Annotated in this window: 23 protein-coding genes; 8 read left to right on the forward strand and 15 right to left on the reverse strand. The window is 38.9% G+C overall.

Translation table 11 applies throughout. The features are described 5' to 3' along the window. Positions 1 to 161 precede the first annotated feature (161 nt). The gene (locus F948_RS13920; protein WP_004964955.1) at positions 162 to 896 is read right to left on the reverse strand and encodes an RloB family protein; all 735 of its coding nucleotides are present in this window, start codon (positions 894 to 896) and stop codon (positions 162 to 164) included. 19 nt (positions 897 to 915) lie between these two features. Then, a complete protein-coding gene (locus F948_RS13925; RefSeq protein ID WP_004964960.1) occupies positions 916 to 2154 on the reverse strand; it encodes an AAA family ATPase in 1239 nt (412 codons plus the stop codon). Positions 2155 to 2430: 276 nt separating this feature from the next. Between F948_RS13925 and F948_RS13930 the strand changes: the two genes are divergently transcribed. After that, entirely contained in the window at positions 2431 to 3756 is a 1326-nt protein-coding gene (locus F948_RS13930) for an ISNCY family transposase (protein WP_008942541.1), read from the forward strand. 229 nt (positions 3757 to 3985) lie between these two features. Here F948_RS13930 and pyrE read toward each other — a convergent pair whose 3' ends face one another. Then, positions 3986 to 4636 (reverse strand): orotate phosphoribosyltransferase, encoded by a 651-nt coding sequence (gene pyrE / locus F948_RS13935; RefSeq protein WP_004964964.1) that lies wholly within the window; start codon positions 4634 to 4636, stop codon positions 3986 to 3988. A gap of 39 nt (positions 4637 to 4675) precedes the next feature. Here pyrE and F948_RS13940 point away from each other — a divergent pair, with 39 nt between their 5' ends. After that, positions 4676 to 5500 (forward strand): exodeoxyribonuclease III, encoded by an 825-nt coding sequence (locus F948_RS13940; protein WP_004964967.1) that lies wholly within the window; start codon positions 4676 to 4678, stop codon positions 5498 to 5500. A 438-nt stretch (positions 5501 to 5938) separates the two neighbouring features. Further along, entirely contained in the window at positions 5939 to 6289 is a 351-nt protein-coding gene (locus F948_RS13945) for an arsenate reductase (RefSeq protein WP_005403416.1), read from the forward strand. Between the two features lie 61 nt (positions 6290 to 6350). On the opposite strand, the gene F948_RS13950 is transcribed toward F948_RS13945, so the two are convergent. Continuing rightward, a complete protein-coding gene (locus F948_RS13950; protein ID WP_004964971.1) occupies positions 6351 to 6788 on the reverse strand; it encodes a DUF2147 domain-containing protein in 438 nt (145 codons plus the stop codon). Positions 6789 to 6976: 188 nt separating this feature from the next. Here F948_RS13950 and F948_RS13955 point away from each other — a divergent pair, with 188 nt between their 5' ends. Both F948_RS13955 and F948_RS13960 read left to right on the forward strand, forming a co-directional pair. Next, the gene (locus F948_RS13955; protein WP_004909966.1) at positions 6977 to 7888 is read left to right on the forward strand and encodes an alpha/beta hydrolase; all 912 of its coding nucleotides are present in this window, start codon (positions 6977 to 6979) and stop codon (positions 7886 to 7888) included. A 284-nt stretch (positions 7889 to 8172) separates the two neighbouring features. Further along, the gene (locus F948_RS13960; RefSeq protein ID WP_004964973.1) at positions 8173 to 9354 is read left to right on the forward strand and encodes a GGDEF domain-containing protein; all 1182 of its coding nucleotides are present in this window, start codon (positions 8173 to 8175) and stop codon (positions 9352 to 9354) included. 37 nt (positions 9355 to 9391) lie between these two features. Here the strand turns inward: F948_RS13960 and F948_RS13965 are convergent, their stop codons facing one another. From F948_RS13965 to F948_RS13985, 5 genes are all read right to left on the reverse strand, one after another. Beyond that, positions 9392 to 10090: a glutathione S-transferase family protein gene (locus F948_RS13965; protein ID WP_004964976.1), complete on the reverse strand. Its 699-nt coding sequence runs from the start codon at positions 10088 to 10090 to the stop codon at positions 9392 to 9394. After that, a complete protein-coding gene (dsbD, locus tag F948_RS13970) occupies positions 10087 to 11931 on the reverse strand; it encodes a protein-disulfide reductase DsbD (protein ID WP_004964978.1) in 1845 nt (614 codons plus the stop codon). Before dsbD ends, F948_RS13965 begins: the two co-directional genes overlap by 4 nt. A 76-nt stretch (positions 11932 to 12007) precedes the next feature. Then, on the reverse strand, positions 12008 to 12775 hold the full coding sequence (locus F948_RS13975) for a transporter (RefSeq protein WP_004964983.1): 768 nt from the start codon (positions 12773 to 12775) through the stop codon (positions 12008 to 12010). A 31-nt stretch (positions 12776 to 12806) separates the two neighbouring features. Then, complete coding sequence (locus F948_RS13980; protein ID WP_004964986.1) at positions 12807 to 13352, reverse strand: ankyrin repeat domain-containing protein; 546 nt, start codon at positions 13350 to 13352, stop codon at positions 12807 to 12809. Between the two features lie 130 nt (positions 13353 to 13482). After that, a complete protein-coding gene (locus tag F948_RS13985; RefSeq protein ID WP_004659842.1) occupies positions 13483 to 13857 on the reverse strand; it encodes an HPF/RaiA family ribosome-associated protein in 375 nt (124 codons plus the stop codon). A gap of 371 nt (positions 13858 to 14228) precedes the next feature. On the opposite strand from F948_RS13985, the gene F948_RS13990 reads away from it, so the two are divergent. The 3 genes from F948_RS13990 to F948_RS14000 all read left to right on the forward strand — a co-directional run bounded on the left by F948_RS13990 (position 14229) and on the right by F948_RS14000 (position 16417). After that, entirely contained in the window at positions 14229 to 14966 is a 738-nt protein-coding gene (locus F948_RS13990; RefSeq protein ID WP_004964989.1) for an outer membrane protein OmpK, read from the forward strand. 93 nt (positions 14967 to 15059) lie between these two features. Continuing rightward, positions 15060 to 15605: a GNAT family N-acetyltransferase gene (locus tag F948_RS13995; protein WP_004964992.1), complete on the forward strand. Its 546-nt coding sequence runs from the start codon at positions 15060 to 15062 to the stop codon at positions 15603 to 15605. A gap of 71 nt (positions 15606 to 15676) precedes the next feature. Continuing rightward, complete coding sequence (locus tag F948_RS14000) at positions 15677 to 16417, forward strand: hypothetical protein (RefSeq protein ID WP_005403421.1); 741 nt, start codon at positions 15677 to 15679, stop codon at positions 16415 to 16417. Positions 16418 to 16443: 26 nt separating this feature from the next. Here the strand turns inward: F948_RS14000 and urtE are convergent, their stop codons facing one another. From urtE to F948_RS14030, 6 genes are all read right to left on the reverse strand, one after another. After that, positions 16444 to 17142 (reverse strand): urea ABC transporter ATP-binding subunit UrtE, encoded by a 699-nt coding sequence (urtE, locus tag F948_RS14005; protein ID WP_004964999.1) that lies wholly within the window; start codon positions 17140 to 17142, stop codon positions 16444 to 16446. A gap of 9 nt (positions 17143 to 17151) precedes the next feature. Further along, positions 17152 to 17979 (reverse strand): urea ABC transporter ATP-binding protein UrtD, encoded by an 828-nt coding sequence (urtD, locus tag F948_RS14010; RefSeq protein ID WP_004965001.1) that lies wholly within the window; start codon positions 17977 to 17979, stop codon positions 17152 to 17154. After that, complete coding sequence (urtC, locus tag F948_RS14015) at positions 17980 to 19050, reverse strand: urea ABC transporter permease subunit UrtC (RefSeq protein WP_004965003.1); 1071 nt, start codon at positions 19048 to 19050, stop codon at positions 17980 to 17982. 4 nt (positions 19051 to 19054) lie between these two features. After that, positions 19055 to 20677, reverse strand: coding sequence for an urea ABC transporter permease subunit UrtB (gene urtB, locus F948_RS14020; RefSeq protein WP_004965005.1), 1623 nt, complete (start codon positions 20675 to 20677; stop codon positions 19055 to 19057). A 91-nt stretch (positions 20678 to 20768) separates the two neighbouring features. Then, on the reverse strand, positions 20769 to 22049 hold the full coding sequence (gene urtA, locus F948_RS14025; RefSeq protein ID WP_004951211.1) for an urea ABC transporter substrate-binding protein: 1281 nt from the start codon (positions 22047 to 22049) through the stop codon (positions 20769 to 20771). Positions 22050 to 22308: 259 nt separating this feature from the next. Further along, the gene (locus F948_RS14030) at positions 22309 to 23649 is read right to left on the reverse strand and encodes an MATE family efflux transporter (protein ID WP_004965008.1); all 1341 of its coding nucleotides are present in this window, start codon (positions 23647 to 23649) and stop codon (positions 22309 to 22311) included. Positions 23650 to 23822: the final 173 nt, after the last annotated feature.

Genomic DNA, 23822 nt, shown 5'->3' on the forward strand with positions numbered 1-23822 from the left:
CATATCAAACCGTCCGCTAAGGAAATTGCAAAAGCGCATATTCTAAAAGCGGACATTTTTACTTTGGAGAAACCGGACATTTCTATTTTGGGCTTACAGAAGTGATTCGCATTAGAGATTTTATGTTAAATGAGAAAGCACCTAGGTAGGTGCCTTCTGATTTAGATTTTTGATTCAATGAAGTCTTCTATATCTCTCTCAAATATATAAGAACTATTTTTGCAAAATATTGATTCTAATAATATGAGTAGTTTATGGACTGTACTTATAGGATTAATAGAGTCAACAGAAACCTGTTGCTCTATTAGCTTTGTAGAGTGATATATAGCTCTCTTATATTCATAAGTTAGTTTTTCAATGCTTTCTTTATTCGTCTCAGAATATTCATTGTCAAATTTTTGCCTAAAGTAGTCTTTTACAGTATCTCCAATAGATTTATTACCTGTAACATGAAAAGGCTTCGTGCATATTTCAAAATGAAGAGAAAAAAAGACTTCGATACAAGGAAAAGAATATATTGGAAAAATTCTAGTTTCCTTTGATTTGTAGTTACTTATCACATCAAGGAACTTTTTATTTTTTACCGTATCCAAATCAAATATGCAGAATATATATGTATAAGCATTCCCTTTTCTTTCTTCCGCTTTTGCTAATTTCACAGCCTCACTAACAATACCTACACTATCCGTACATGAGCTTTTTTCAGAAAAAACAGTAGGTAACGACATATTTTCAATTAGTTTCTGAAAATATATTTCTTCTGAATCGCCCTCTGTAAGTATTAGGACTTTAGGAATAAGACTACGATTACCGGCTGAACGTTTTGCAAGTTTACGATCTTCTTTTGCTTTGCGACTGGCTGCAATTCTCTTCTTCGCTATATCATCAGTACCCATTAAAAATCTCTATGTACAATTATTTTAAAAATGGTGTTGCACCATACCTTCCTGATAAATAACGTAACTCCCAGTTTTCGCGATCATTTCTTGGGTTAAATTCTAATAAAGAATAAAGAGATGAAGCTTGATCGTTATCTTTTTCTACAAAGTAGATTTGATCTTTTCTTAAGAAATCAGGATCAATTAAGTGAGTGTCGTGAGTGACACAAATCATTTGGTTATCATTCTCATGAAAAGTTTTTAAAAAATTTCTTACAAGAAGAGGGTGTAATGCAGAACTAAGTTCATCTACGTAAAATGTCTTAGTGGGTTCTTCTGAATTTTTTACAACAAGTGGAGATAAAGCAAATAATTTATGAGTGCCATTAGACTCTAATCCAAATTCGAAAGGTACTAAATCACCATCAATGTCCTTATGGACAGTTTGGATATCATAAACCATCTCATCTTTGAAATTACTCATAATTTTCTCCTTCATTTCTGGAGGAATATTTTTATCACTTTTAAGAATTTTTTCAGCTAATGATGAGGGATCAACATTAACATTAACAATGTCTATATCCTGTTTACTAATAAAATTTAGAAACTGGTTTTTGAAAGTATCATCACTATAGATTTTTTTTGCAGCGTCTTCTAATGAAGTTTGCTCTACAAGTACTTGATCAAACCAATCATAAATTGGTTTTAAAAACTTACTATTATCTTGAACTGCTTTTGATAAAAATAAAACATTTTCGGAAGTTCTGATTGCGATATCTTCATAAATTCTTTTAGGTTTTAAATCATCACCAAAGCTATAAAAATATTCTTTTGTATCGTCTAATTGTCGTGTAAAAATATTCTTTTTGTATTTCTTTGGATAATAAGAAAGATGCTCAAAATAGACTCTCTGTGAATCTAGTTCAATCAAGTAATTATATCTGATGCCATTACATAAAAAATTAAGCTCAAAAGTAGAAGGAGTAATACGACTTTCTTTATCTAACTTGAATGGCAAAATTTTAGTTTCATCATTTGGTGAATGACTAACAGAATTTACAACTAATTTTTTTAAACGATGTAGAGCTGATAAAAAATTAGATTTTCCTGACGCATTAGGGCCATAGATGACCGCCACTTTTAAAAGTTTAAGATCCTTAATAGGTGTATCTAATAAGTGGTTACTATGGGCTAAATTCTTATTGTCAGCAATAAAACTTAATGTTTGTTGTTCTCTAAAAGATAGAAAATTTTCTACTGTGAAGTCAATAATCATATATAAAACCTAATTTCTATGGACATTTTATCCATAAAATGGATTATTCATTATAAATTTTACTATATCAAATCTATTTGAGAATGAAAGACAAAATTAATCTTTCTTTTTAGAGATTATTTATTAATTTTTCTAAAATTAACATAATACACCTTATGCGAAATACTTGTGTAAGCCCAAAATAGAAATGTCCGGTTTCTCCAAAGTAAAAATGTCCGCTTTTAGAATATGCGCTTTTGCAATTTCCTTAGCGGACGGTTTGATATGTTGGTGTCTATGTCGGATAAAGAACTTAAACGATTGTCGGTCTTGCAAGAAATCTGTGATCAACGTATAACTCAATCCCAGGCTGCTCAGCTACTTCATATCTCAGAACGTCACATCAGACGCTTACTGCAGAAATACAAAGCTCAAGGTCCCGCTGCATTAGCCCATGCCGGTCGTGGCCAAATCAGCAATTCTAAACTTCCTGAAGAACTCAGACTTAAGTGTCTCAATATTGTTTCAGATCAACTTTATGGTTTCGGACCCACTTTAGCGCATGAAAAGCTCACCACCGTGCATGGATTCGATCTTTCAGTAGAAACCCTGCGTTCCTGGATGATTGCAGCCGATTTATGGATCCCTCGCTGCAAGCGCCTGAAACGACCATATCAGCCTCGTTATAACCGAGATTGTTATGGTGAATTGATCCAAATTGATGGCTCACACCATGATTGGTTTGAAGGTCGAGCACCTAAATGCTGTCTGCTAGTATTCATCGATGATGCCACAGGAAAATTGCAGCATTTACGCTTCTGTGCGTCAGAGTCAGCCTTTGACTATATGATTTCGACACGTTTATATATCGAACAGCATGGTAAGCCATTGGCATTTTACAGTGACAAACATTCAGTTTTTAGGGTGAATCAAAGTAGCAAGAAAGACACCAAGATTACCCAGTTTGGACGTGTTCTGAGCACTCTCAATATCGATATCATTTTCGCTAACTCCCCTCAAGCCAAAGGTCGTGTAGAACGAGCGAATAGAACACTTCAGGATCGTCTGATTAAGGAGATGCGTCTAGAAGGCATCAGTTCAATTGCAGATGCCAATAAGTGGCTGCCGTGCTTTATTGAGCAATTTAATCGTAAATTCGCCAAGATGGCTTTTAATTCCAAGGATCTACATCGGCCTATCGCTGAAACAGCCGAAGAATTAGATGATGTTTTTACCTGGCGTGAACCCCGCAGGGTCACGAACAGCTTGACGATTACTTATGATAAATGCGTATATATCTTGGAAAACAGCGAAGAAAATCAAAGATTGGGCGGCAAGTATCTTGAGTTCCTGGAATATCCGGATGGTACTGTAGCCATTGAATATCAGGGAAGAAAAATCAATTACAGCATCTTTGATAAATTAAGTCAGCTCAACCAGCGAGAGATCGTTGAGAATAAACGTTTGGGTTCTGTGCTGGCACATATTCAACAACAGCATGAACAACTGGAACACCAAAACAAACGCAATCGTTCTCAAAAGATGCCACGTAGACAAGCACAGAAAACAGCGATTGAACAACGAAATCTAAATCCTGTGCTTGACTTGGAAATGTCCATATAGGACATTTCTATTTGGTTATTAGGTAGGACATTTCTACTTGGGAATAACAACTTGAGATTTTAACATAAATATCAATATCTTAAATTAGGTCGTTCTAGGGTTCAGCATACTGAAACGGCTTTTATATGATTTTTCACGTTCCACGCTTATTTTTCAATCATTATTTCCAATAATTGATGAATTAAACTCAATAAAAAGGAAGCATCAGCTTCCTTTCTCTATCTAAAACTTAGATGCCATATTTTTCACGATAAGCCTGCATATTTGCCAATGCTTCTTTCTCGCCTTTGGCATCCAAATAATCCATCAAATCTTTCATTGTGATTAAAGCATGCACTGGGATTTCGAGTTCTTTTTGTACTTCCTGAATCGCAGAAAGTTCACCTTGACCACGTTCTTGACGATCTAATGCAACCAATACCCCCGCAATCGTTGCACCAGCATTTTTTAAGATAGTCACAACTTCACGAATCGCAGTCCCCGCAGTGATCACATCATCAATGATCCAGACTTTTTGACCTGCAACCGATGCACCAACCAACACACCACCTTCACCATGATCTTTAGCTTCTTTACGGTTAAAACCCCAAGGAACGCTCTTGCCATGTATTTGAGACAAGGCCACCGCAGTTGCTGCTACAAAAGGAATACCTTTGTACGCAGGACCAAAAATCAAACCGACATTGTCACACTGAACCAATTTATCTGCATAGCCTTGTGCTAAAAGAGAGAGTGCTTCACCATCATTTAACAAACCTGCGTTAAAGAAATAAGGACTGACACGACCTGATTTTAAGGTAAACTCACCAAATTTAAGCACACCACGTGATAATGCGAGTTCAATAAAAGCTTGCGGATTAAATGACACAGGCGTTGTCATAAGGTGCTCCAAATTCATCAATTGAGGTTAAACATACGCATGATACCAAAGGATAGCTATCCAAGTGATGTAAAAATTCTTCGAGTCGTCTCAATTAACGTAAATGGGCTACGTTCATCAGTAACCAAAGGTCTACTCGAATGGTTAGAACAGTCCGATGCGGATGTCGTATGTATGCAAGAAAGCCGCATCACCCATGAACAATGGACTGATAAATTCAAACCTGAGGGTTGGTATACGCACTTATTTCCAGCTGAACGTGCAGGCTATGCAGGTACAGCAATTTATAGTCGTTTGCCATTTATTACGGTGAAAAATGGACTTGGCTTTGAACTTGCTGACTCGCAAGGGCGTTTTATCACGGCGGAGTTTGATTTAGGACTGTCACATCCTGTTCATATTGCTTCTCTATACTTACCATCAGGTTCAAGTGGTGAAGATGCACAAGCACGTAAAGATTTATTTTTACTAGAATACGCCAAGATTTTAAAACAATGGCGAGATGAAAATAAATCGATCATCGTCTGTGGTGACTATAATATCGTGCATAAACGTATTGATATTAAAAACTGGTCAGGCAATCAAAAATCATCAGGCTGCTTACCACATGAACGAGCATGGCTTGATCACATTTATGATGATTTGGGCTATGTGGATACTTTCCGTGAAGTCCGCCAAGAAGCAGAATTATATTCATGGTGGTCAAATCGCGGTCAAGCCCGTGCGAAAAATGTCGGTTGGCGCATCGACTATCAAGCTTGCTCTCCAGACTGGAAAGCACGTACAACCAATGCATGGGTCTATAAAGAACAATGGTTTAGCGACCATGCCCCTGTGATCATCGACTACAAAATAAACGAATAAGTGAACAAGTGTTCACTTTGACCGCTTCTTTAGCTTACATATCGTGTCGTTTTTTGTGTATTTTTATTTATCACCTGTAACGGCATTATAGCACCACGGCACAGGGAAGCGGTCAGGATGACCAGAAGGGATAGGACGCCGTAGGAAGATAAAATAAACTTAGTTTAAGTTTATTTGCAAGGATGAGACATTGGACGTTGAAATGAGACCCGCATGATCAGGATGATTAGATGCGGGTTTTCTCTTTTTTAGATATTCGATTTTTTTCTTGACGCTGTCTTTAGCTTTTATGCTCAATATATAAGAACAATTTAATCAATCACCCATCTTTTAGAAATCTCTCAATCAACTTTATAAACAATATCGATTGGCAACTGAGTCAGTTTTTACGTTAGGCTTTCGAATAAATCTTTTCATCAATCTATATGGTTTTTCAGTATGTTTAAAATTTACGGTATTAAAAATTGCAATTCAATGAAAAAAGCTTTCGATGCTTTAACTGCCAAAGGAATTGCTTACGAATTTCATGATTATAAAAAACAAGGTATTGATGCTGAAACTTTAACAGTCTGGCTGAAAGAGATTGGCGCAGACAAAGTATTAAATAAAAAAGGCACCACATGGCGCAAACTCAGCGAAGCGGAACAAAATCATGCGACTAGTAACGAATCAAATCTGATTGAAACATTGATCGCACAACCGAGCTTGATTAAACGCCCAGTTTTACAAACTCCTCAAGGTTATGTGATCGGTTTTGATGAGGCGGCTTATGCAAATTTATCGGCTTAAAATAAGCAAACAATAAAAAACCGAGTGGATTTACACTCGGTTTTTTTATATCGAATTCGGTTTAGTTGGTACGAATCCAAGTTTGGTTACGACCTAATGCTGCAACGCCGATGTAGCCACGTAATTTAAGCTTTTTACCACCATCGATGATTTCAGCTTTCAATTTATAAGTTTTACCATTTTTAGGATCAATGATAGAACCGCCATCATAATTTGTACCGCCTGCATTTTTAAGACCATGAACAATTGTCACGCCTTTCAGCGGTTTATTTTTAAAAGTACCTTCACATTTAGTGCAGGCATTTTCCTGACCAGCCACTAAAAATTTTTGAATTGATGCATTGAGCGTACCGTCTTTTTGCTCTGTAAACTTCACAATCGCTTTCGGTTGTTTAGTTTCATCATCAATCGTTTGCCAAACACTACCGTTAAGCACATCTGCCGCATTGGCAAAAGTTGTTAAACCGAGCAATCCAAATGCTAAAGCAATTTTCTTCATTTTTGTAATATCCTTAAGGGGGTCTTTTCAAGACTAAGAGTATTGAGAATTTCTATCAATATTGCAATTCTTGATTATGACTATTGGGTATAGCCTGAGCAACAACAAAACATTGCTGTAATTACAGTGCAAGGCACATGAGTCAAAACTCTCTTAGTTATATACTGAACTAACAATATGGAAAAATTATGAAATTTGGTACTGTTTGGAAATATTATTTTACTGAATCGTTACTAAAAGCGACTATTCGCACGCCGAGTCAGTTTAATTTAGCACCGAATGCGTTACGACCTGTTTTAGATCAACTTTGTCGCTTGTTTCCTCAGAATCCAACAGTACAAATTCGACCACTACGTTTGGCTGGTGTTCGCGGTGAAGAAATCAAAGCTCAAGCTTCTGCAACCCAACTGATCTTTCATATTCATGGGGGTGCCTTTTTCTTAGGTAGCCTAAACACACATCGTGCATTAATGACTGACATCTCAGCTCGTACTCAAATGCAGGTGATCCATGTAGATTATCCACTCGCACCTGAACATCCATTCCCAGAGGCGATTGATGCAATTTTTGATGTATACCAAGCACTACTGGTACAAGGAATTAAACCCAAAGATATTATTGTCTCTGGCGACTCGTGTGGGGCTAACCTTGCATTGGCGCTTTGCTTACGCTTGAAGCAACAGCCTGAACTGATGCCAAGTGGTATGATTTTAATGTCACCATATTTAGATCTGACACTCACCAGTGAATCATTACGTTTCAATCAGAAGCATGATGCTTTACTTTCGATTGAAGCTTTACAAGCAGGAATCAATCATTATTTGAAGGATGGGATTCAAGCGGATGATCCTCGCGTATCTCCTTTATTTGATGATCTAAAAGGTTTACCGCCAACGTTGGTTCAAGTCGGCTCTAAGGAAATCCTATTGGATGATTCAAAACGCTTTAGAGAAAAGGCGGAAAAAGCCAATGTCAAAGTGAACTTCAAACTTTACACAGGTATGTGGCATAACTTCCAAATGTTTAATGCATGGTTCCCTGAAGCGAAACAAGCACTAGCGGATATTGCTGAGTTTGCTCATTCCTTAGATCGAAATTAACTCATTTTCTCCAAATGAAAAAAATGGTCAGCAATGGCTGACCATTGTCACTCTTAATTTGTTTTTGTCATAATAGTTAAAATTTGATCGATTATTTAGATAACCAAGCCTTTTTCCAAAAAATTTTCCCTTGCGATTTAACATTAAAAACCGAGAGCTAGACTTTTTTCTCAATCTAAAGATGCTATTGTAATTTCAATAATCGTTTTTCAATTTTTTTGATGACAAATTTACACTTATAACCGTTCTTAGGAATCTCATTGCATAAAGGATGCATGTCAATCATGAAGGTTCACTTTAAGAGTTTAGCAAAACGTGAAAAATGGAATTTCTCACAACTTTGGGAGCATGAACCGCTTATCAATTGGGACATGCTGAAAAAAAGTATTTTGTTGCTAATACTCACTGCACTGATGAGCTTGTTTGGAATTTTGTGGGACAGTTTTGTCTTGCTGAATCCTAGTACATGGCAATGGGTGAATTTACCACTCGTTCGCTCAAAACTACTCACCAACTTGATCATGCTGATCGTTTTTCTCAGCTTGATTATTGCTTGTTATTTTTACAAAGATCGAGTGTGGGTTCAGGAAATTATTCCTATTTTGAGTGTACAGATTGTTACGGTATTGCTTTGCCATACAGGCTATCTGATCGGCAGTTTTAGCCCTGCGACCATGGTGACATACGCTAGTGTAGTCGGTGTCGGTCTCATCTTGTTTGATCGTCGTATGATCTACTGCGCATTGATTCCCGCGACTATTGCTATGCTCTTTTGTAATTTCCTCAGTATGTATGGCATCCTTCAGTATGCGCCAATATTTAATCCTGAGATCTTAAATCAAGCGGAAATGCACCCTTTCTGGGTTGGCAGTATGTTCTTCTTCCTGCTCCCAATTCTATTGGCTTGTTTGTATTTGTTTGAAATTTTACTGCAACAATGGCGTACTCGTGAAACTGCCATTCAAGCTCTGAGCCGCCTCGATCCTTTAACCAATGTCATGAATCGTAGAAGCATTAGTAATCAGCTAGAGAAGCTCAATCAACAAGTCGATCAGTTGTATTCTGTGATTTTGCTCGACCTTGATCATTTCAAAAATATTAATGATCACTTTGGACATAGTTTAGGGGACGAAGTATTAGTAAATGTCGCGAAATGCTTAACTGAAAATCTACGTGATCAAGACATGATTGGTCGCTTTGGGGGCGAGGAATTTATTATTTTGCTTCCCAACAACAGTACAACACAAGCAAAAAGTATTGCTGAACGTTGTCGAATTGCGATTTCACAATTAAGTTTTATTTCTGAAGATCATCAAGAATTTTCGGTTAGTGCTAGTTTTGGAATTAGCAGCTCACAAAATGCCAGTGAGTCACACTTAATTATTAGTCAAGCTGACCAAGCATTGTATGCAGTCAAAGCAAATGGGCGCAACCAAGTCAAAATATTTAGTGAGCTGGTGGGTTGATCAATAAAAGAGGGAAATTCCCTATTTTACTTTTTGTCTATTTCTTTAAATATTCATCTCGAGTCTGACGATATGGCTCATCAAAAGGTACAAACATTTGCTCTTGTTTTGCTTCCGCAATCCACTGTTGAACCGATGGTAAAGACAAAATCTTGTCTATATAGCTTTTGCCTGATGCTGAAATAGGTAAGTCAAAACATTCAAAACGCATCACCACTGGTGCATAAAATGCATCGGCAATACTAAACTCACCACACAAAAACTGATCTTCGCTTGGTCGCTCTGACCAAATTTGATCAATACGTGCGACTTCATTACGCAGTTGCTCATGCTCAACCCAAAGCTGTTTTCCTATATGTGATAAATCTGCTTCAACATTCATCGGACAAAGATTACGTAAATTATGAAAACCACTATGCATTTCTGCACTAATACAACGTGCGCGGGCACGTAACTTTTTATCTTGAGGTAATAAATTTTTATCAGGATGTTGTTCAGCAATATATTCTGCAATCGCCAGACTATCCCAAACAATAATATCCTCATCAACTAAAGCAGGTACTTTTCCTGTTGGATTAAGTTTTAGAATTTCAGTTTTGAACTGGCTATCTGGCTCAAAACTATCAAACTGAATCCAATGTTCTTGAAATGCAATACCCGCCTGTTTTAACAAAATCCACGGACGCATCGACCATGTGGAGTAATTTTTATTTCCGATGAACAGTTGATAACTCATAATGATTTCTCTTTTAATGCAGCGAGTTGTTGTATTAGTTCAGATTTCTGGAATGCACCCGTCAAACGTAAAGCACGTATTTCTTTCTTTTGTTGATCTAAGAATAAATAAGTTGGCGGACCTAATATGTCCCATTGATTGAGTAAGTTCTGATGCGATAGATCATACTGACTGAGGTCAAGCTTGATCAAATAATAAGGAGCCAAAGCATGTTGGACCTCTGAGTCTTTTAAAATCCGATGCTCAATCGGTTGGCATGCTACACACCAGTCTGCATACACATCAACCACGATCATTTGATCTTTCGGCGCAGTTGCAAGAAGTTGTTCAAACTCATCTGCTGTTCGTGCAATATGCCAAGTAGCAAGTTGATCAGCTTGTTGCGTTGTCAAATTCTGTACATGCTGATATTGATTAAATGCCAAAAAAGGAACAACAACCAACAACAATAATGCGTATAGCCATTTTAATTGGCTCGTCTTCACAAAGAGTCGATACGCTGCAAAAACAATAAATCCAAGACCTAATAATAGACTGAGAATCTGCATCGCCAATTCAGGTAGAAGTGGTCGAATAAAATACAAGCTTAGCGCCAACATCAAAAAAGCAAAAATCACCTTGATTTGATGCATCCATTCTCCCGCTTTAGGAAGTGCTTTTGCACCAAGTACACTCGCCAAAAGCAAAGGTATACCCATCCCAAATCCGAGCGTAAACAAGAGTAATGCACCTTGCCATTGATTTTGGGTCTGTGAAATAAACAGTAGCGTTCCAGCAAGTGGAGCAGTCATACATGGACCAACCAGCAAAGCTGAAATCATCCCCATCACACTTGCGCCAATCAAGGTGCCACCTTGTTGAACCGATTGCATTCGATCAAGATGATTGACCCATTTTTGTGGCAGTTTAATTTCAAATAAACCAAATAAATTGAGTGCAAAAACCACAAACAATAAACTAAAGGCAATTAATGTCGCTGGCTGTTGAAGCCACCGTTGAAAGTTCAACCCTGCAGCTGATGCGATTAATCCCAGTACCGCATATACCATCGCCATGCTGATCACAAAGGTCAATGCAATCATCCATGCTTTAACACCTTTATGTTCACGCACGATCAATGATGTCAAAATAGGCAACATCGGCAATGAACATGGCGTGAATGCCAGTAAAATCCCTAATCCTAAGAATAAAGCCAAACTATAAGCTAAAGAATGTTGTTCTAATGTGCTCGACCATTTCTGATCTTGGGCCATAACAGTATTGTTGCTGTCTACCGTTGATTGGTCTTGTGGAGTTTCACTTAATACCGCGTTATTTGTATTCGCTGCCTGAGCAGATCGAGCAACATCTAAAAAACGCTTTTGAGAGTTTGCAGTGGTATTTTGCATACTCACCAAACCATCAATATCGGTTTGAAAGTCAATCGTTTGAGGTGGGTAACAAATTCGATCTTTGGCACAACCCTGCCATGTGACACGGTAGTGCTGCGATGCTAGTGTCGGAATATTGAATTCAACTTGCTGATAATAAACTTGGCTATGACCATAGTTTTCATCATATTGCTCAACGGCTTTGGGCAAATCCAACGCAACAGCTTGATTGCCTTGCTGAACTTCAAATTTATGTTGATATAAATAATAGTTTGGCTGAATTTCCCAACGTAATCGTGCTTGATCGGTTTGCGTCGATTCAACTGAAAATGTAAATGCCTCTTCAGGGCTTAATAATTGTGCTGCTGAATTTTCTTGGGCGTAGGTTAAAGACCCACATAACAGCAATAATGTACCCAAAAAGTATTGGATCAGCGAGACACTAGCCTCACCCCGAACATGCATTTTCATATCATCTCTCTATGTTCTCTCAAATGCCCGATTTCTTGAATGGCAGTTCAACATAGAGCATTTGAGAGATCATCTATCAGAATAAAACGGATACGCCTAAACCACCGTTATAACTTCTCACATCACCATCTAAATCGACACCCACACTTGCATCAAGCTGTGCACGATCATTGATGGCATAAACCAGTCCAGTCCCTAAACCATATTGATAGTCTTGGCTTTCTGCTTTACGATAAACAAACTCTGAAAAACCAGATAATTTACCCGCAATTTTATAATCAATGGTTGGAATTGCAGTCACGGCCCAATCACTGTTTTGTGCTTCATAACGCATGGTAATTGATGTACCCACCAAATCGCTGAAATTATACGCAACTGCTGAAGTGAGGCTATAAATATCATCTTGATTCGTGAATTCATCATTGCCAGTCGCAATAATCGCTTCTGCTAACAATGCCATTGTTAAACGATCATCTTTTAAATTAATCGCCTTTTTCAAACCAATACTGACATCACCCAAACCGTTGGTTTCTTTTTTCATGCCTGCATATTTATGTTGCTGCCAAACAGGACCTTGCCAACCCAGTTGCAGTTCTAGGCCATCAGCTAAACCTGTGCGTAAAAGCATGTCAGCGTTTAATGTAAGCGTCTTATCTTTTACGCCATCGACGGTCCCTTCTTGATAGCTTACGCTCGGTAGTCCTTGCTCCCACGCCAAGTGACCTACAGGTGTGATACCCGTACCTATACCTGAGCCTGGACGGTCAAAAGAAAATTCTGCTGCAAATGTTGCAGTTGTCATGATTGATGCAGCAATCAAGCCTAATACTTGAAACTTTTTCATTGTTCTCCCCTTTATATCTTGTTGGGTAGACTTATGCCGTTAGCTCTTTTGACATTTTCGCGCCATGTTTGCGTAATAATTCGAGTGTTTCACGCTCTTCTACCAAAGATTCTGACCAGTCAATTTCATCAAAATCGCAGTCAAAGAATAACTGGCTAATGGATGACAAAATAGTGAGACCCTCTTCATCTCTTGTGTTTGGATCGACTTTTTCATCGAGTAAGCGTTGAACCACAGGTGCGCATGCTGAACTTGCAGCATCCCAAAGCGGACCATAAAACTCTTCAGCATCCCATAAATGAAGATTGGCTTTCGCTTGAATTAATGCTTCTAAAATGTCTTGATAAACTTGTAATTGTTGTTGTTTGTCTGCTTCAGTCAAGGGCTGACCTGCTTCATAAGCTTCACAGACATTCTCCCACCACACAAATAAGCCATCACATAAAATAGAGACTGGGAAACCATGTTCTGGATCAATAAAGTTCGGGTCGAGTCCTTCAGCAAGTAAAGATTGCACTTGGTCTAAATCGAGTTGTTGTATGGCTTGCACCAAGGCCTGCTGCTGATTGCTTAACATGACCAATTCTCACAATATATTTAATGTTTCTATTATGCCGAATATCCCGACAGGTTTTTATAAAATCACGTATAAATTTGATATACACAAAAAAAAAGCCCAAAACTGGACTTTTTTTTCGCGTTTATCTTTACGCTTCATCATCAACTTTTACATCGTCATCGACGTCAACATATTCTGGTAAACCACCACGATGATGTTCTTTTTTCTCATATAAATGTTCCAAACTACGTTTTAGCTTATCAATCGCACCATGAATAGATGCATCAATATTTGCAGCTTTATGAGTCACGGCAAGTGGCTTCATACCCGCTGGACGAGCTTCGATCATACAACGTTTGTCATGATCGCCCGTTTTCTCCCCATTCTCATCACTAATATGAACCGAAAAATGTGTAATACGCTCGCTATAGCGTTGAAATTCTTGCGTAAGTTCTGCACGGACATAACTAATTAAACGTTCGCTACCTTGAATGTTTTTATCTGTACGGATTTCAATATTCATAAATATCTTCCTCTCTTTTCTATTGAGACGGTGCTACAAAACTTTGTTATCTGGCACACTTTGAGCATGCATTCATTCAGTGCAGTTGTATATTCTGATTATGTAAATGCTTGTGGTCTCCTTGCTTCGCATCTGTTGCTTTTCAGTAGTTAAGAAGATCTTCTATAACTCCAATATCTGACTTTCATAACAAATATGCAAGCTGATTTTTGACATTTTTATTAAAACTTGATCAAAAAGATTTTTAAATTCATTGGCTTTTTTCTTTTGGTCGGCTCTATACAAATCTTTTGAGCATCTGGTCAAATTTGGCTTTATTTTTGCTTAATTCCTTGTATGCTTGACACGCCATTTTTGGGGGGATTTTTTAAATGCAATTGAAGCAACTTGCAGCGACTTGTTTATTGGTATCTACAGCAGCTTTCGTTCAGGCAAAGCCTATTTGGCAAGATTTTAGCCTCACTGGTTTATACGGTGAAAACTATGAAGTTGTCGATGAAAAACAAACGACTTTAACTGTCGAATACGCTGCAAAAGTACAATATGCCGACGTATTCTTCTTTATGGATCGTATGCGTGGTGGTGACGACAACAAAAGTACCTATTTCGAACTTTCTCCTCGTTTGAGCTTAGGCGAAATTTTTGGTCAAAAACTTGCTTTCGGCCCAGTCAAAGATGTCTTGATCTCAACAACATGGGAAAGCAATAGTGCCAATGGCAATAACTTTGACAACTTCTTGTACGGCGTAGGCTTTGATTTAGCAATTCCATATTTCCAATATGCGAATGTAAACTTCTACCGTGCCAATAATGAAAACACTGCTGATGACTATCAAATGACCATTGCCTATGCAGTGCCATTTAAAGTATCCACTGAAGATTTCTTGGTCGATGGTTTCCTTGACTGGTCAAGTGCTGCCCACGATGGTAAGGAGCATCATGAAAGTGAACTCAACTGGACCACACAATATAAGTGGAATGTTGGCAAACATATTTCACCTGAAACACGCTTATATTTAGGTGTAGAACATTCTGTTTGGAATAACAAGTTTGGTATGAAAAACCGCGATGAAAACAATGTCAGCGCCTTGGTTAAATACCACTTCTAAACAGTCAATCAATTCAAAAACAGCAAGCTTAGTCTTGCTGTTTTTTTTGCAATCACGCATATTCAGAATATATGAACTTTCATTAATTCATCCATGCCATTCAAACTTAAGCTTGCAGCGCGTTCTTTGCATTCACCTTATCAAATTCGTTTTGCCACACTGAATGATTTGGAACAGATTCTTACGATTTATAATCATGAAATCCTGACGGGTACAGCCAACTGGAATGATCAAGCTGTTGCTTTAGAACAATATCAACAACGTTTTCAAGACATGCAACAGCAGCAATTCCCAATGATTGTGGTTGAAGACCAACACCATAATAAAGTTGCTGGCTATGCGTACTATGCTGCATTTCGTAGTATCAGCGGCTATCGTCAGAGTATCGAACATTCTGTTTTTGTTGATCCAAGCTACGCACGTCAAGGTCTAGGCAAAGCCTTGATGCAACAACTGATCCATCTCGCGATACAGCAAAACATGCATATCATGGTGGCTGCGATTGATAGTGAAAATATGGGTTCAATTGTGCTACATGAACAGCTTGGTTTTGTACAAACAGGTTATATGCCACAAGTCGGACAAAAATTTGGACAATGGCGTGACTTGGTTTGGATGCAGCTACAACTTTCAAGCTAACAATTTGCTCACAACATCTATTTTCACTTCTTGTTTAAAATGAGTATCAAGCAGCTTTAGAAATATTGAAAATGATGAGAACAACGCAACTTTGCCTAATGGTTATAACAGCAATTGGCTCAGCCTCAACTGTTGCTGAAGATTCATTTGAACAAGAATTACAACAAGGGTGTGCCAAAGTGAAACAATATGCCCAAGCAGGCAAAAAGTTTTACGATCAAAAGCAATATGCCAAAGCAGTGAAACAATTTGAAGATCAAGCCGCATGGGCACATTTCTGCCAAATGAATGCTGAAGAAAGCGGTATTAAAGTGACTGACCGTGAGATTGAAATAGCCAATAATAATGTCGGGTTGAGTTATGCAAAATTAGGCAAGCCACAATGGGCAAGAGTATGGTTTTTACGAGATGAAGATTCAAAAATCAGTCTATACAATTTAAAACAGCTTCCTAAACCGCAGATCACGAAAGACCTACAAGGCACTTATGTCCGAGCCAATGGTTTCGGACAATGGGATTACATCACGGTCAAGAAACAACAAAATAAATATCTAATTAATTTTGAAGGTTATTACTTTGGGATTCGAGGTCTGATTTATGGCCCAAATATGGGGCAGTTTGAAACGACCATGCCCATCACGGCAAAACAAGCAAACTACCGTTATGAACACTGTCAGATCAAACTTCAATTTGCTAACGATCCGAATCTAGGTCAAAAAATTGAGGTGGAACAGAAAGATAGTGAATCTTCTTGTGGCTTTGGACACAATGTTTATGCTGGTGGGACATTCTATAAAGTGGAGAGTAAATAAGTAAAAAGCCTCTTACGAGGCTTTTATTAAATCGCCACCAACTCCCTTATTCCCTTTTCAGGCATTTCTGCACCTTGCCCATGTGCAATCACTTGACCACGCGCCATCACCGTATAGTTATCTGCCAATTCTTCAGCAAAGTCATAAAACTGCTCGACTAAGACAATCGCCATTTCCCCTTGATCTGCCAATTTACGAATCACTCGACCAATGTCTTTGATGATCGAAGGCTGAATCCCCTCAGTCGGTTCATCCAAAATCAGGACTCTTGGCTCCGAAGCCAACGCTCGCGCAATCGCGAGCTGTTGCTGCTGACCACCTGACAAATCTCCACCACGGCGATGCTTCATTTCATCCAAGACAGGAAAAATTTCGTAGAGATGACTCGGTACTTTCCGGGTTTTTGCGCCTGAAAATTTTGCCATGCCAATCAGGATGTTTTCCTCTACCGTCAAAGTTGAAAAAATATCTCGTCCTTGCGGTACATAGGCCAATCCTGCACGTACTCGTTGCTCAGGCGACATCTTGGCAATATCTTTGCCGTCTAACAAAATTTGTCCTGATTTAATCGGTAAAATCCCCATCAAGCATTTCAGCAACGTGGTTTTACCTACGCCATTACGCCCTAAAACGACGCTGCATTTCCCTACAGGCGCTTGAAAAGACACGTCACGCAGAATATGACTACCACCATAAAACTGGTTAACTTCTTTCACTTCTAACATGGCAGTCTCCTAGCGTCCCAAATACTTTTCAATCACATCTTCATTGGCTTGTACCTCTGCCAATGTGCCCTCTGCCAAAATTGCGCCTTGCGCCAATACCGTAACTTTCTCGCTGATAGTGTCAATAAAGCTCATGTCATGCTCGACCACTACTAAGGTGTGATTCTTTTTAAGTTCTAAACACAATTCAGCGGTGCGTTCTGTTTCCGCATCGGTCATACCCGCCACAGGCTCATCCAATAAAATCAGCTTCGGACGTTGCATCAATAACATACCGATTTCTAACCACTGCTTTTGACCATGAGATAATAATCCTGCGGGCTTTTTTACAAATTCCTTTAAGCGAATTTGCTCCAAACTTTCCTCCAGTGCTAACTGTGCTTCTGGATCAAGTCGGCTAAACAAACTTTTTTTCACTCGCTTATCGTGTGGTGCAGCGAGCAATAAATTTTCCATCACAGTGAAATTTTCAAATACCGTTGGTTTTTGAAATTTGCGCCCAATCCCTGCTTCCGCAATTTCCTCGGTACTCATTTTGGCAAGATCATAGTTTTGACCAAAAAAAGCAGTGCCCGTGGTTGGACGCGTTTTCCCTGTAATCACATCCATTAGTGTGGTTTTCCCCGCACCATTTGGTCCAATGATGCAGCGTAATTCACCTTCAGCGATGTACAGTGATAAATCATTTAAAGCACGAAACGAATCAAACCAGACACTGACTTTTTCTAAATACAAGGCAATCCCGTGACTAAAATCTGCGCCCTCAGTTTTGGCACGTCCATAACCCTCGCCGAGTTGACCGCCATGTTGAGCTGAGTCTAGGAATAAATCACTCATTTAATTGCTCTCCTTTTTAAAACGGTCAAATAATCCAATCACACCTTTCGGTAAGAAAATCGTCACCACGATAAATAAAGCGCCTAAGATCAATAACCATGCTTCTGGTGCTGCTACTGTAAAATAAGTCTTCACAGCATTGATTAAACCTGCACCAAGAATCGGTCCAATCAAGGTGCCACGCCCCCCTGCTGCAACCCACACTGCCATTTCAATCGAATTGACTGGATTCATTTCACTTGGGTTAATGATACCGACCTGTGGCACATACAACGCCCCTGCGATACCTGCGATCACAGCCGACAATACCCATGCTGAAAGCTTGTACCACAGTGTGCGATAGCCCAAATATTGCAAACGGTTTTCACTGTCACGAATCGCGCCAAGCACTCGACCATAAGGACGATTCATCAGTTGACGTAAGCCGATAAAACACAGCATTAACATCAAAGCAGTGACAAAACATAAAGTGGCACGCATCGGCGCTGAGGTGATATCAAAACCAAGTAAGGTTTTAAAACCCGTGAAGCCATTATTTCCACCAAAACCTGTCTCATTGCGGAAGAACAAGAGTGCCGCTGCAAAGGTCATGGCTTGGGTAATAATTGAGAAATACACACCCTTGATTTTTGAGCGGAAAGCAAAGAAACCAAAAATAAACGCAACTAAGGCAGGCACAAATAAAACCAAGATCATCGCCCAAGCAAAGTGCTCAGTCCCCACCCAATACCAAGGGAGTTCTGTCCAACTAAGGAAGCGCATGAAATCAGGTAAGCCATCACCTGCGGATTCGCGCATCAAGTACATGCCAAAGGCATAACCACCCAAGGCGAAATACAAACCATGCCCCAAGCTTAAAATCCCTGCATAGCCCCACACTAAATCCAGTGCCAACGCGACCAAAGCCAAGCACATGATTTTGCCAATTAAGGTAATCCAATACGCTGACAGATAAAATGCCGAATCAGGGGATAACAAATGCAACCACGGCAAAGCCAGTAACACCGCAAAACAAATGGCAATCGCGATTGCACTATACGGTTTATCTGCAAATAAAGAAGTGATTTTCATTGGCTTACTCCACGAAACGACCTTTGATGGCAAACAAACCTTGTGGACGCTTTTGGATAAACAAAATCACAAGAACCAAGAGAATAATTTTTGCTAAAACCGCACCTAGACCAATCTCTAGAACTGTACCGCTAATCCCTAAACCTAAGGCTGCAAGTACCGCACCCCACACTTGCCCCACGCCGCCAACCACAACAACAAGGAAGGCATCAATAATGTAGTTTTGTCCGAGGTCAGGCCCGACATTCCCTACTTGTGCCAGCGCACAACCTGCCAATCCAGCTAAGCCTGAACCCAAACCAAATGCCAGCATGTCGATGCGTGCAGATCGAATGCCCACGGCACGCGCCATTTGACGGTTTTGTGTCACAGCACGGACAAATAATCCGAAACGGGTTTTGTTTAATAAGAAAACTAGAAGCAGTAAGACCGCCACGGTAAAACCAATAATCGCAATACGGTTATATGGCAACATCAGGCTTGGCGTCAGGGCAATACCACCACTAAGCCATGCGACATTCGACACTTCAACATTCTGTGCGCCAAAGATCATCCGAACCGATTGCATCAAGATTAAACTCACACCAAAAGTTGCCAATAATGTTTCCAATTGGCGACCATAAAGCGGACGAATCACAGTACGTTCAATCAACATGCCGATCAGCGCACTCACCAGAAATGCAGCAGGAATCGCAGCCAATAAATACCAATCGACTAAGCCTGCAAAGTGCGTTTTAAAAAAACTTTGAATGACGTAAGTGGTATAAGCACCGATCATGATGAGTTCACCATGTGCCATATTGATGACACCAAGCAAACCATATGTGATTGCAAGACCAAGCGCTGCTAAAAGTAAAATACTGGCAGTACTGAGACCCGAAAATACATGTCCTGACCATTCACTGATTTGAATACGCGTTTTAATTTTATTTTGTGCTTCAACTAAAGCTGCTTTCAATGCGGGATTATTTTGTGGTTGTTCTAAACTTTGATTGATTAATGCCAATACATCTGGACGATTTGAATCCGCCAAAACTTTTACCGCTTCGATCTTGGTAAACTCATCTGAGCTATTAAAATCTAAACGTGCTTTCAGTTGTGCTAAACGGGCTTTAACACCTTCACTTTTTTCATTGAGATAGAGTTGTTTGATCGTTGCGACATCAAGCTCATCCAAGTTATTTTCTAAAATATCAACAGCGGCTAAACGTTGTGATGCATCATCAGAATTCAATTTAACTTTGGCTTGTCCAAAGTTCAGTGCCTTACGCAAGGTATTGACCAAAGTCACTTGAGACAAGTCTGAAGGCCAAGTTTCGATGACTTGTAGTTGTGGGTAACTTAATAATTTTTCATCGTTTTTTAGAATATAAGTATTGCCTGCGCTATCAGTATATAACTCATTTTGATCAATATATGCCACCAACTGATCGAGTTGCTCAATACTGGCTGGCCATTGATTCAACATGGCACGACGAGTAGCAAAGTCAGATTTAACAAAAGTTTGGATGGCATCCTGAGAAGTTGTAGACGTCACAATTGTTGGTGAAGTAACTTCTGCCCATGCAGGATTAAACATGATCTGAGCCATGATGCAGAGCATTGCCAAAACATAGTGTTTCGCCATAAGACTCCCCTTATATTTTCTATTTAAACCAATCAACAAGAAATAAAACTAAGAAAAACCTACTGCCGAAACAGCAGGTTGCATAGGAAAATTATTTAGGAATATATGGGCTCCAAGGCTCAGCTTTGATGGTTTGAGGCGTTTTATAAACAACATCAAATTGCCCATCACCACGAATTTGCCCAATCATCACAGGCTTATGTAAATGGTGATTGGTTTCATCCATTTTGAGGGTATAACCCGATGGTGCTGCAAAAGTTTGACCTGCCATTGCATCACGAACTTTATCAACCTCTGTAGAACCTGCTTTTTCGACCGCTTGTTTCCACATATTGATACCAACATAAGTCGCTTCCATCGGATCGTTGGTTACAACTTTATCGGCATTTGGAAGTTTGTACTCCACTGCATATTGCTTGAATTTATTCACAAACTCGGTGTTTTTCGGATTTTTAACTGACATGAAATAGTTCCATGCCGCTAAATGACCTACTAATGGCTTGGTATCAATACCACGTAACTCTTCTTCACCAACTGAGAATGCCATGACTGGAATATCAGCCGCTTTAATACCTTGGTTACCAAGCTCACGATAGAAAGGTACGTTAGAGTCACCATTGATGGTCGAAATCACCGCAGTCTTTTTGCCTGCAGAGAATTTCTTAATATTGGAAACAATGGTTTGATAATTACTATGACCAAACGGTGTGTATTCTTCCATGATGTCTGCATCGGCAATGCCTTTAGACTTCAAGAATGCCCGTAAGATTTTATTGGTCGTACGTGGGTAGACGTAATCTGTACCAAGTAAAACGAAACGTTGTGCTTTACCGCCCTCTTCTCCCATCAAATACTCAACTGCAGGAATCGCTTGTTGATTCGGCGCTGCACCTGTATAGAAAATATTTTTTGATTGTTCCTGACCTTCATATTGCACTGGATAGAACAGTAAACCATTCAACTCTTCAACCACAGGAAGAACCGACTTACGTGATACTGATGTCCAGCAACCGAAAATAACAGCGACTTTGTCCTGAGTAATTAACTGGCGAGCTTTCTCAGCAAATAACGGCCAATCTGATGCTGGATCAACAATAACTGGTTCTAATTTTTTACCGAGTACACCACCATTGGCATTGATTTCATTAATAGTCATCAATGCTGTATCTTTCAGGGAAGTTTCAGAAATCGCCATAGTGCCTGAAAGGGAATGCAGAATCCCCACTTTAATGGTGTCACCACTTTCTGCTGGTGCTGTTTTTGCTTCAGTTTTTGTTTGTTCTGTTTTCTCTGCTGGTTTTGAGCAACCGACCAGTCCTACCCCCATCATCGCTGCCATAAGTACAGACATCGACATCAATTTATTTTGCATCTTTGTTCTCCACAGGTTGATCTTCTGATTTTTACTGAATGGAGTTATTCAATATCTGTGCCAACACATCAAGATATTGTTTTATAATAAAATTAATTCAAACCAGTAGAAAAAAATCCAATCTTGTATACAACATTGCATACAAAAAATACATGCTGAACTAAAATGAAGCACAATTAGGCAAAATAGAAAACTGACACCTTGCTCAGATAAAGAATATTTAACTTTTTGATCCAGAAGATTCAAAAATCAGATTGTTTTAACGAATCCAAGTAGCATTTCGGTATTTAAAACATAAAGCACACATGGTGACAGCTAAGCTATACGACCGAATTAAAGCAATCCAAAACCCATCAATACCCAATGGAGTAATTTCAAAGATCCACCAATCCATTCCCCAATATGCCAATAGCTGTCCGCCACCTAAACCAAAGATCAACAATGAAGTGCTATAAATCATGCTTGGCACAATCGTTATGCCCCAACAGCGTAATACCGTTGCAAAAATACATAACATTGCATCTGCTAAATGAAACAAAATTCCGAGGATAAAGAGGGAGGTCGTGATTTGAATAACCGCTAGGTCTTGGGTAAATAGAGAAATGAACTCATCTCGAAGAAGCAGTAATACACTGCATAAAGTGACGGCAAAAATAAAGATAAGCAGAAAGGCCTTTTTTGACCAAAGCAAAGCAACTTGTTTCTGTTGAGCGCCAATTTTTTCAGATAACATTAAACTGAAAACAACAGAAAATGCAGCTGGTAAAATATATAACATGGAACAAATACTAGCGACCACCTGATGCGAGGCAATCACGATACTTCCTAGTGGCAATGCTAGAATCGAAATTGCCATAAAAGCAATCACATCAATCACGATCATCAGTGCGGTAGGTATTCCAATTCGAAGAAAACGGCGCAACAATTCATAACTAAAGGAAAAACGACTCAGATCAAGTTTAAAAACAGCTTTGCCACGTATATAACCGTATAACAATATCAACATCACACTATCCCCAAGCAATGTCGAAAATACGGCGCCATAGACACCCCAAGGTGCAATATCAAAGTACGCTACTCGATTGATCAAAGCATAGGACAGAGGCAATTTAATCAATAAAAAAATTACGCCTATATAAGTTGCGATAATTGGACGATCAAGAACCTGTATTTGTATGGTTAAAATACGGCAACATAGCCGAACCACCAGATCGATTGAAAAAATCATCAAACAATTTTTAACCAATAACAGGACGGTATCTGATGCTTGAAAAAAGGTTAATAAATGCTCGGCATTATTGATCAAAACAATCGCAACAATACTAAATACAGCTGCGATTAATACCGCCAAGCTTACGATATTGGTTAATTTCTGCTGATTAATTTCCCTCCCTTTTTCTTCAGCGAGGATTTGAAACATTCCTTGTAGTAATCCGTAGCCCACCACAAAAACAATCATATAAACTGAGAGAGAAACCGATAAAGCCGTTAAATGCACATGGCTATAGTGAGATAAAAATGCGGTATCAATGACACCACTCATAATAAAAATCGTATTACTAAACAGAATTGGGAAAAAAATACTTAAAAAACGCTTCATTCTATTTTCACTATATCATTTAAAGATTTGATATATTTGAATTTTAAAATCTTAGAAACAAACAAGCTATTTTGATCAATACGCTTCAAATGTTAGATAAAATTTTACCAAGAGATAAAAAGCAAATAGCATTCCATGTTTGTTTTTCAGCTTATGAATTTACATTTTTTAAA

It is taken from the genome of Acinetobacter junii CIP 64.5 (assembly GCF_000368765.1).
In the GTDB taxonomy this organism is placed as follows: Bacteria; Pseudomonadota; Gammaproteobacteria; order Pseudomonadales; family Moraxellaceae; genus Acinetobacter; species Acinetobacter junii.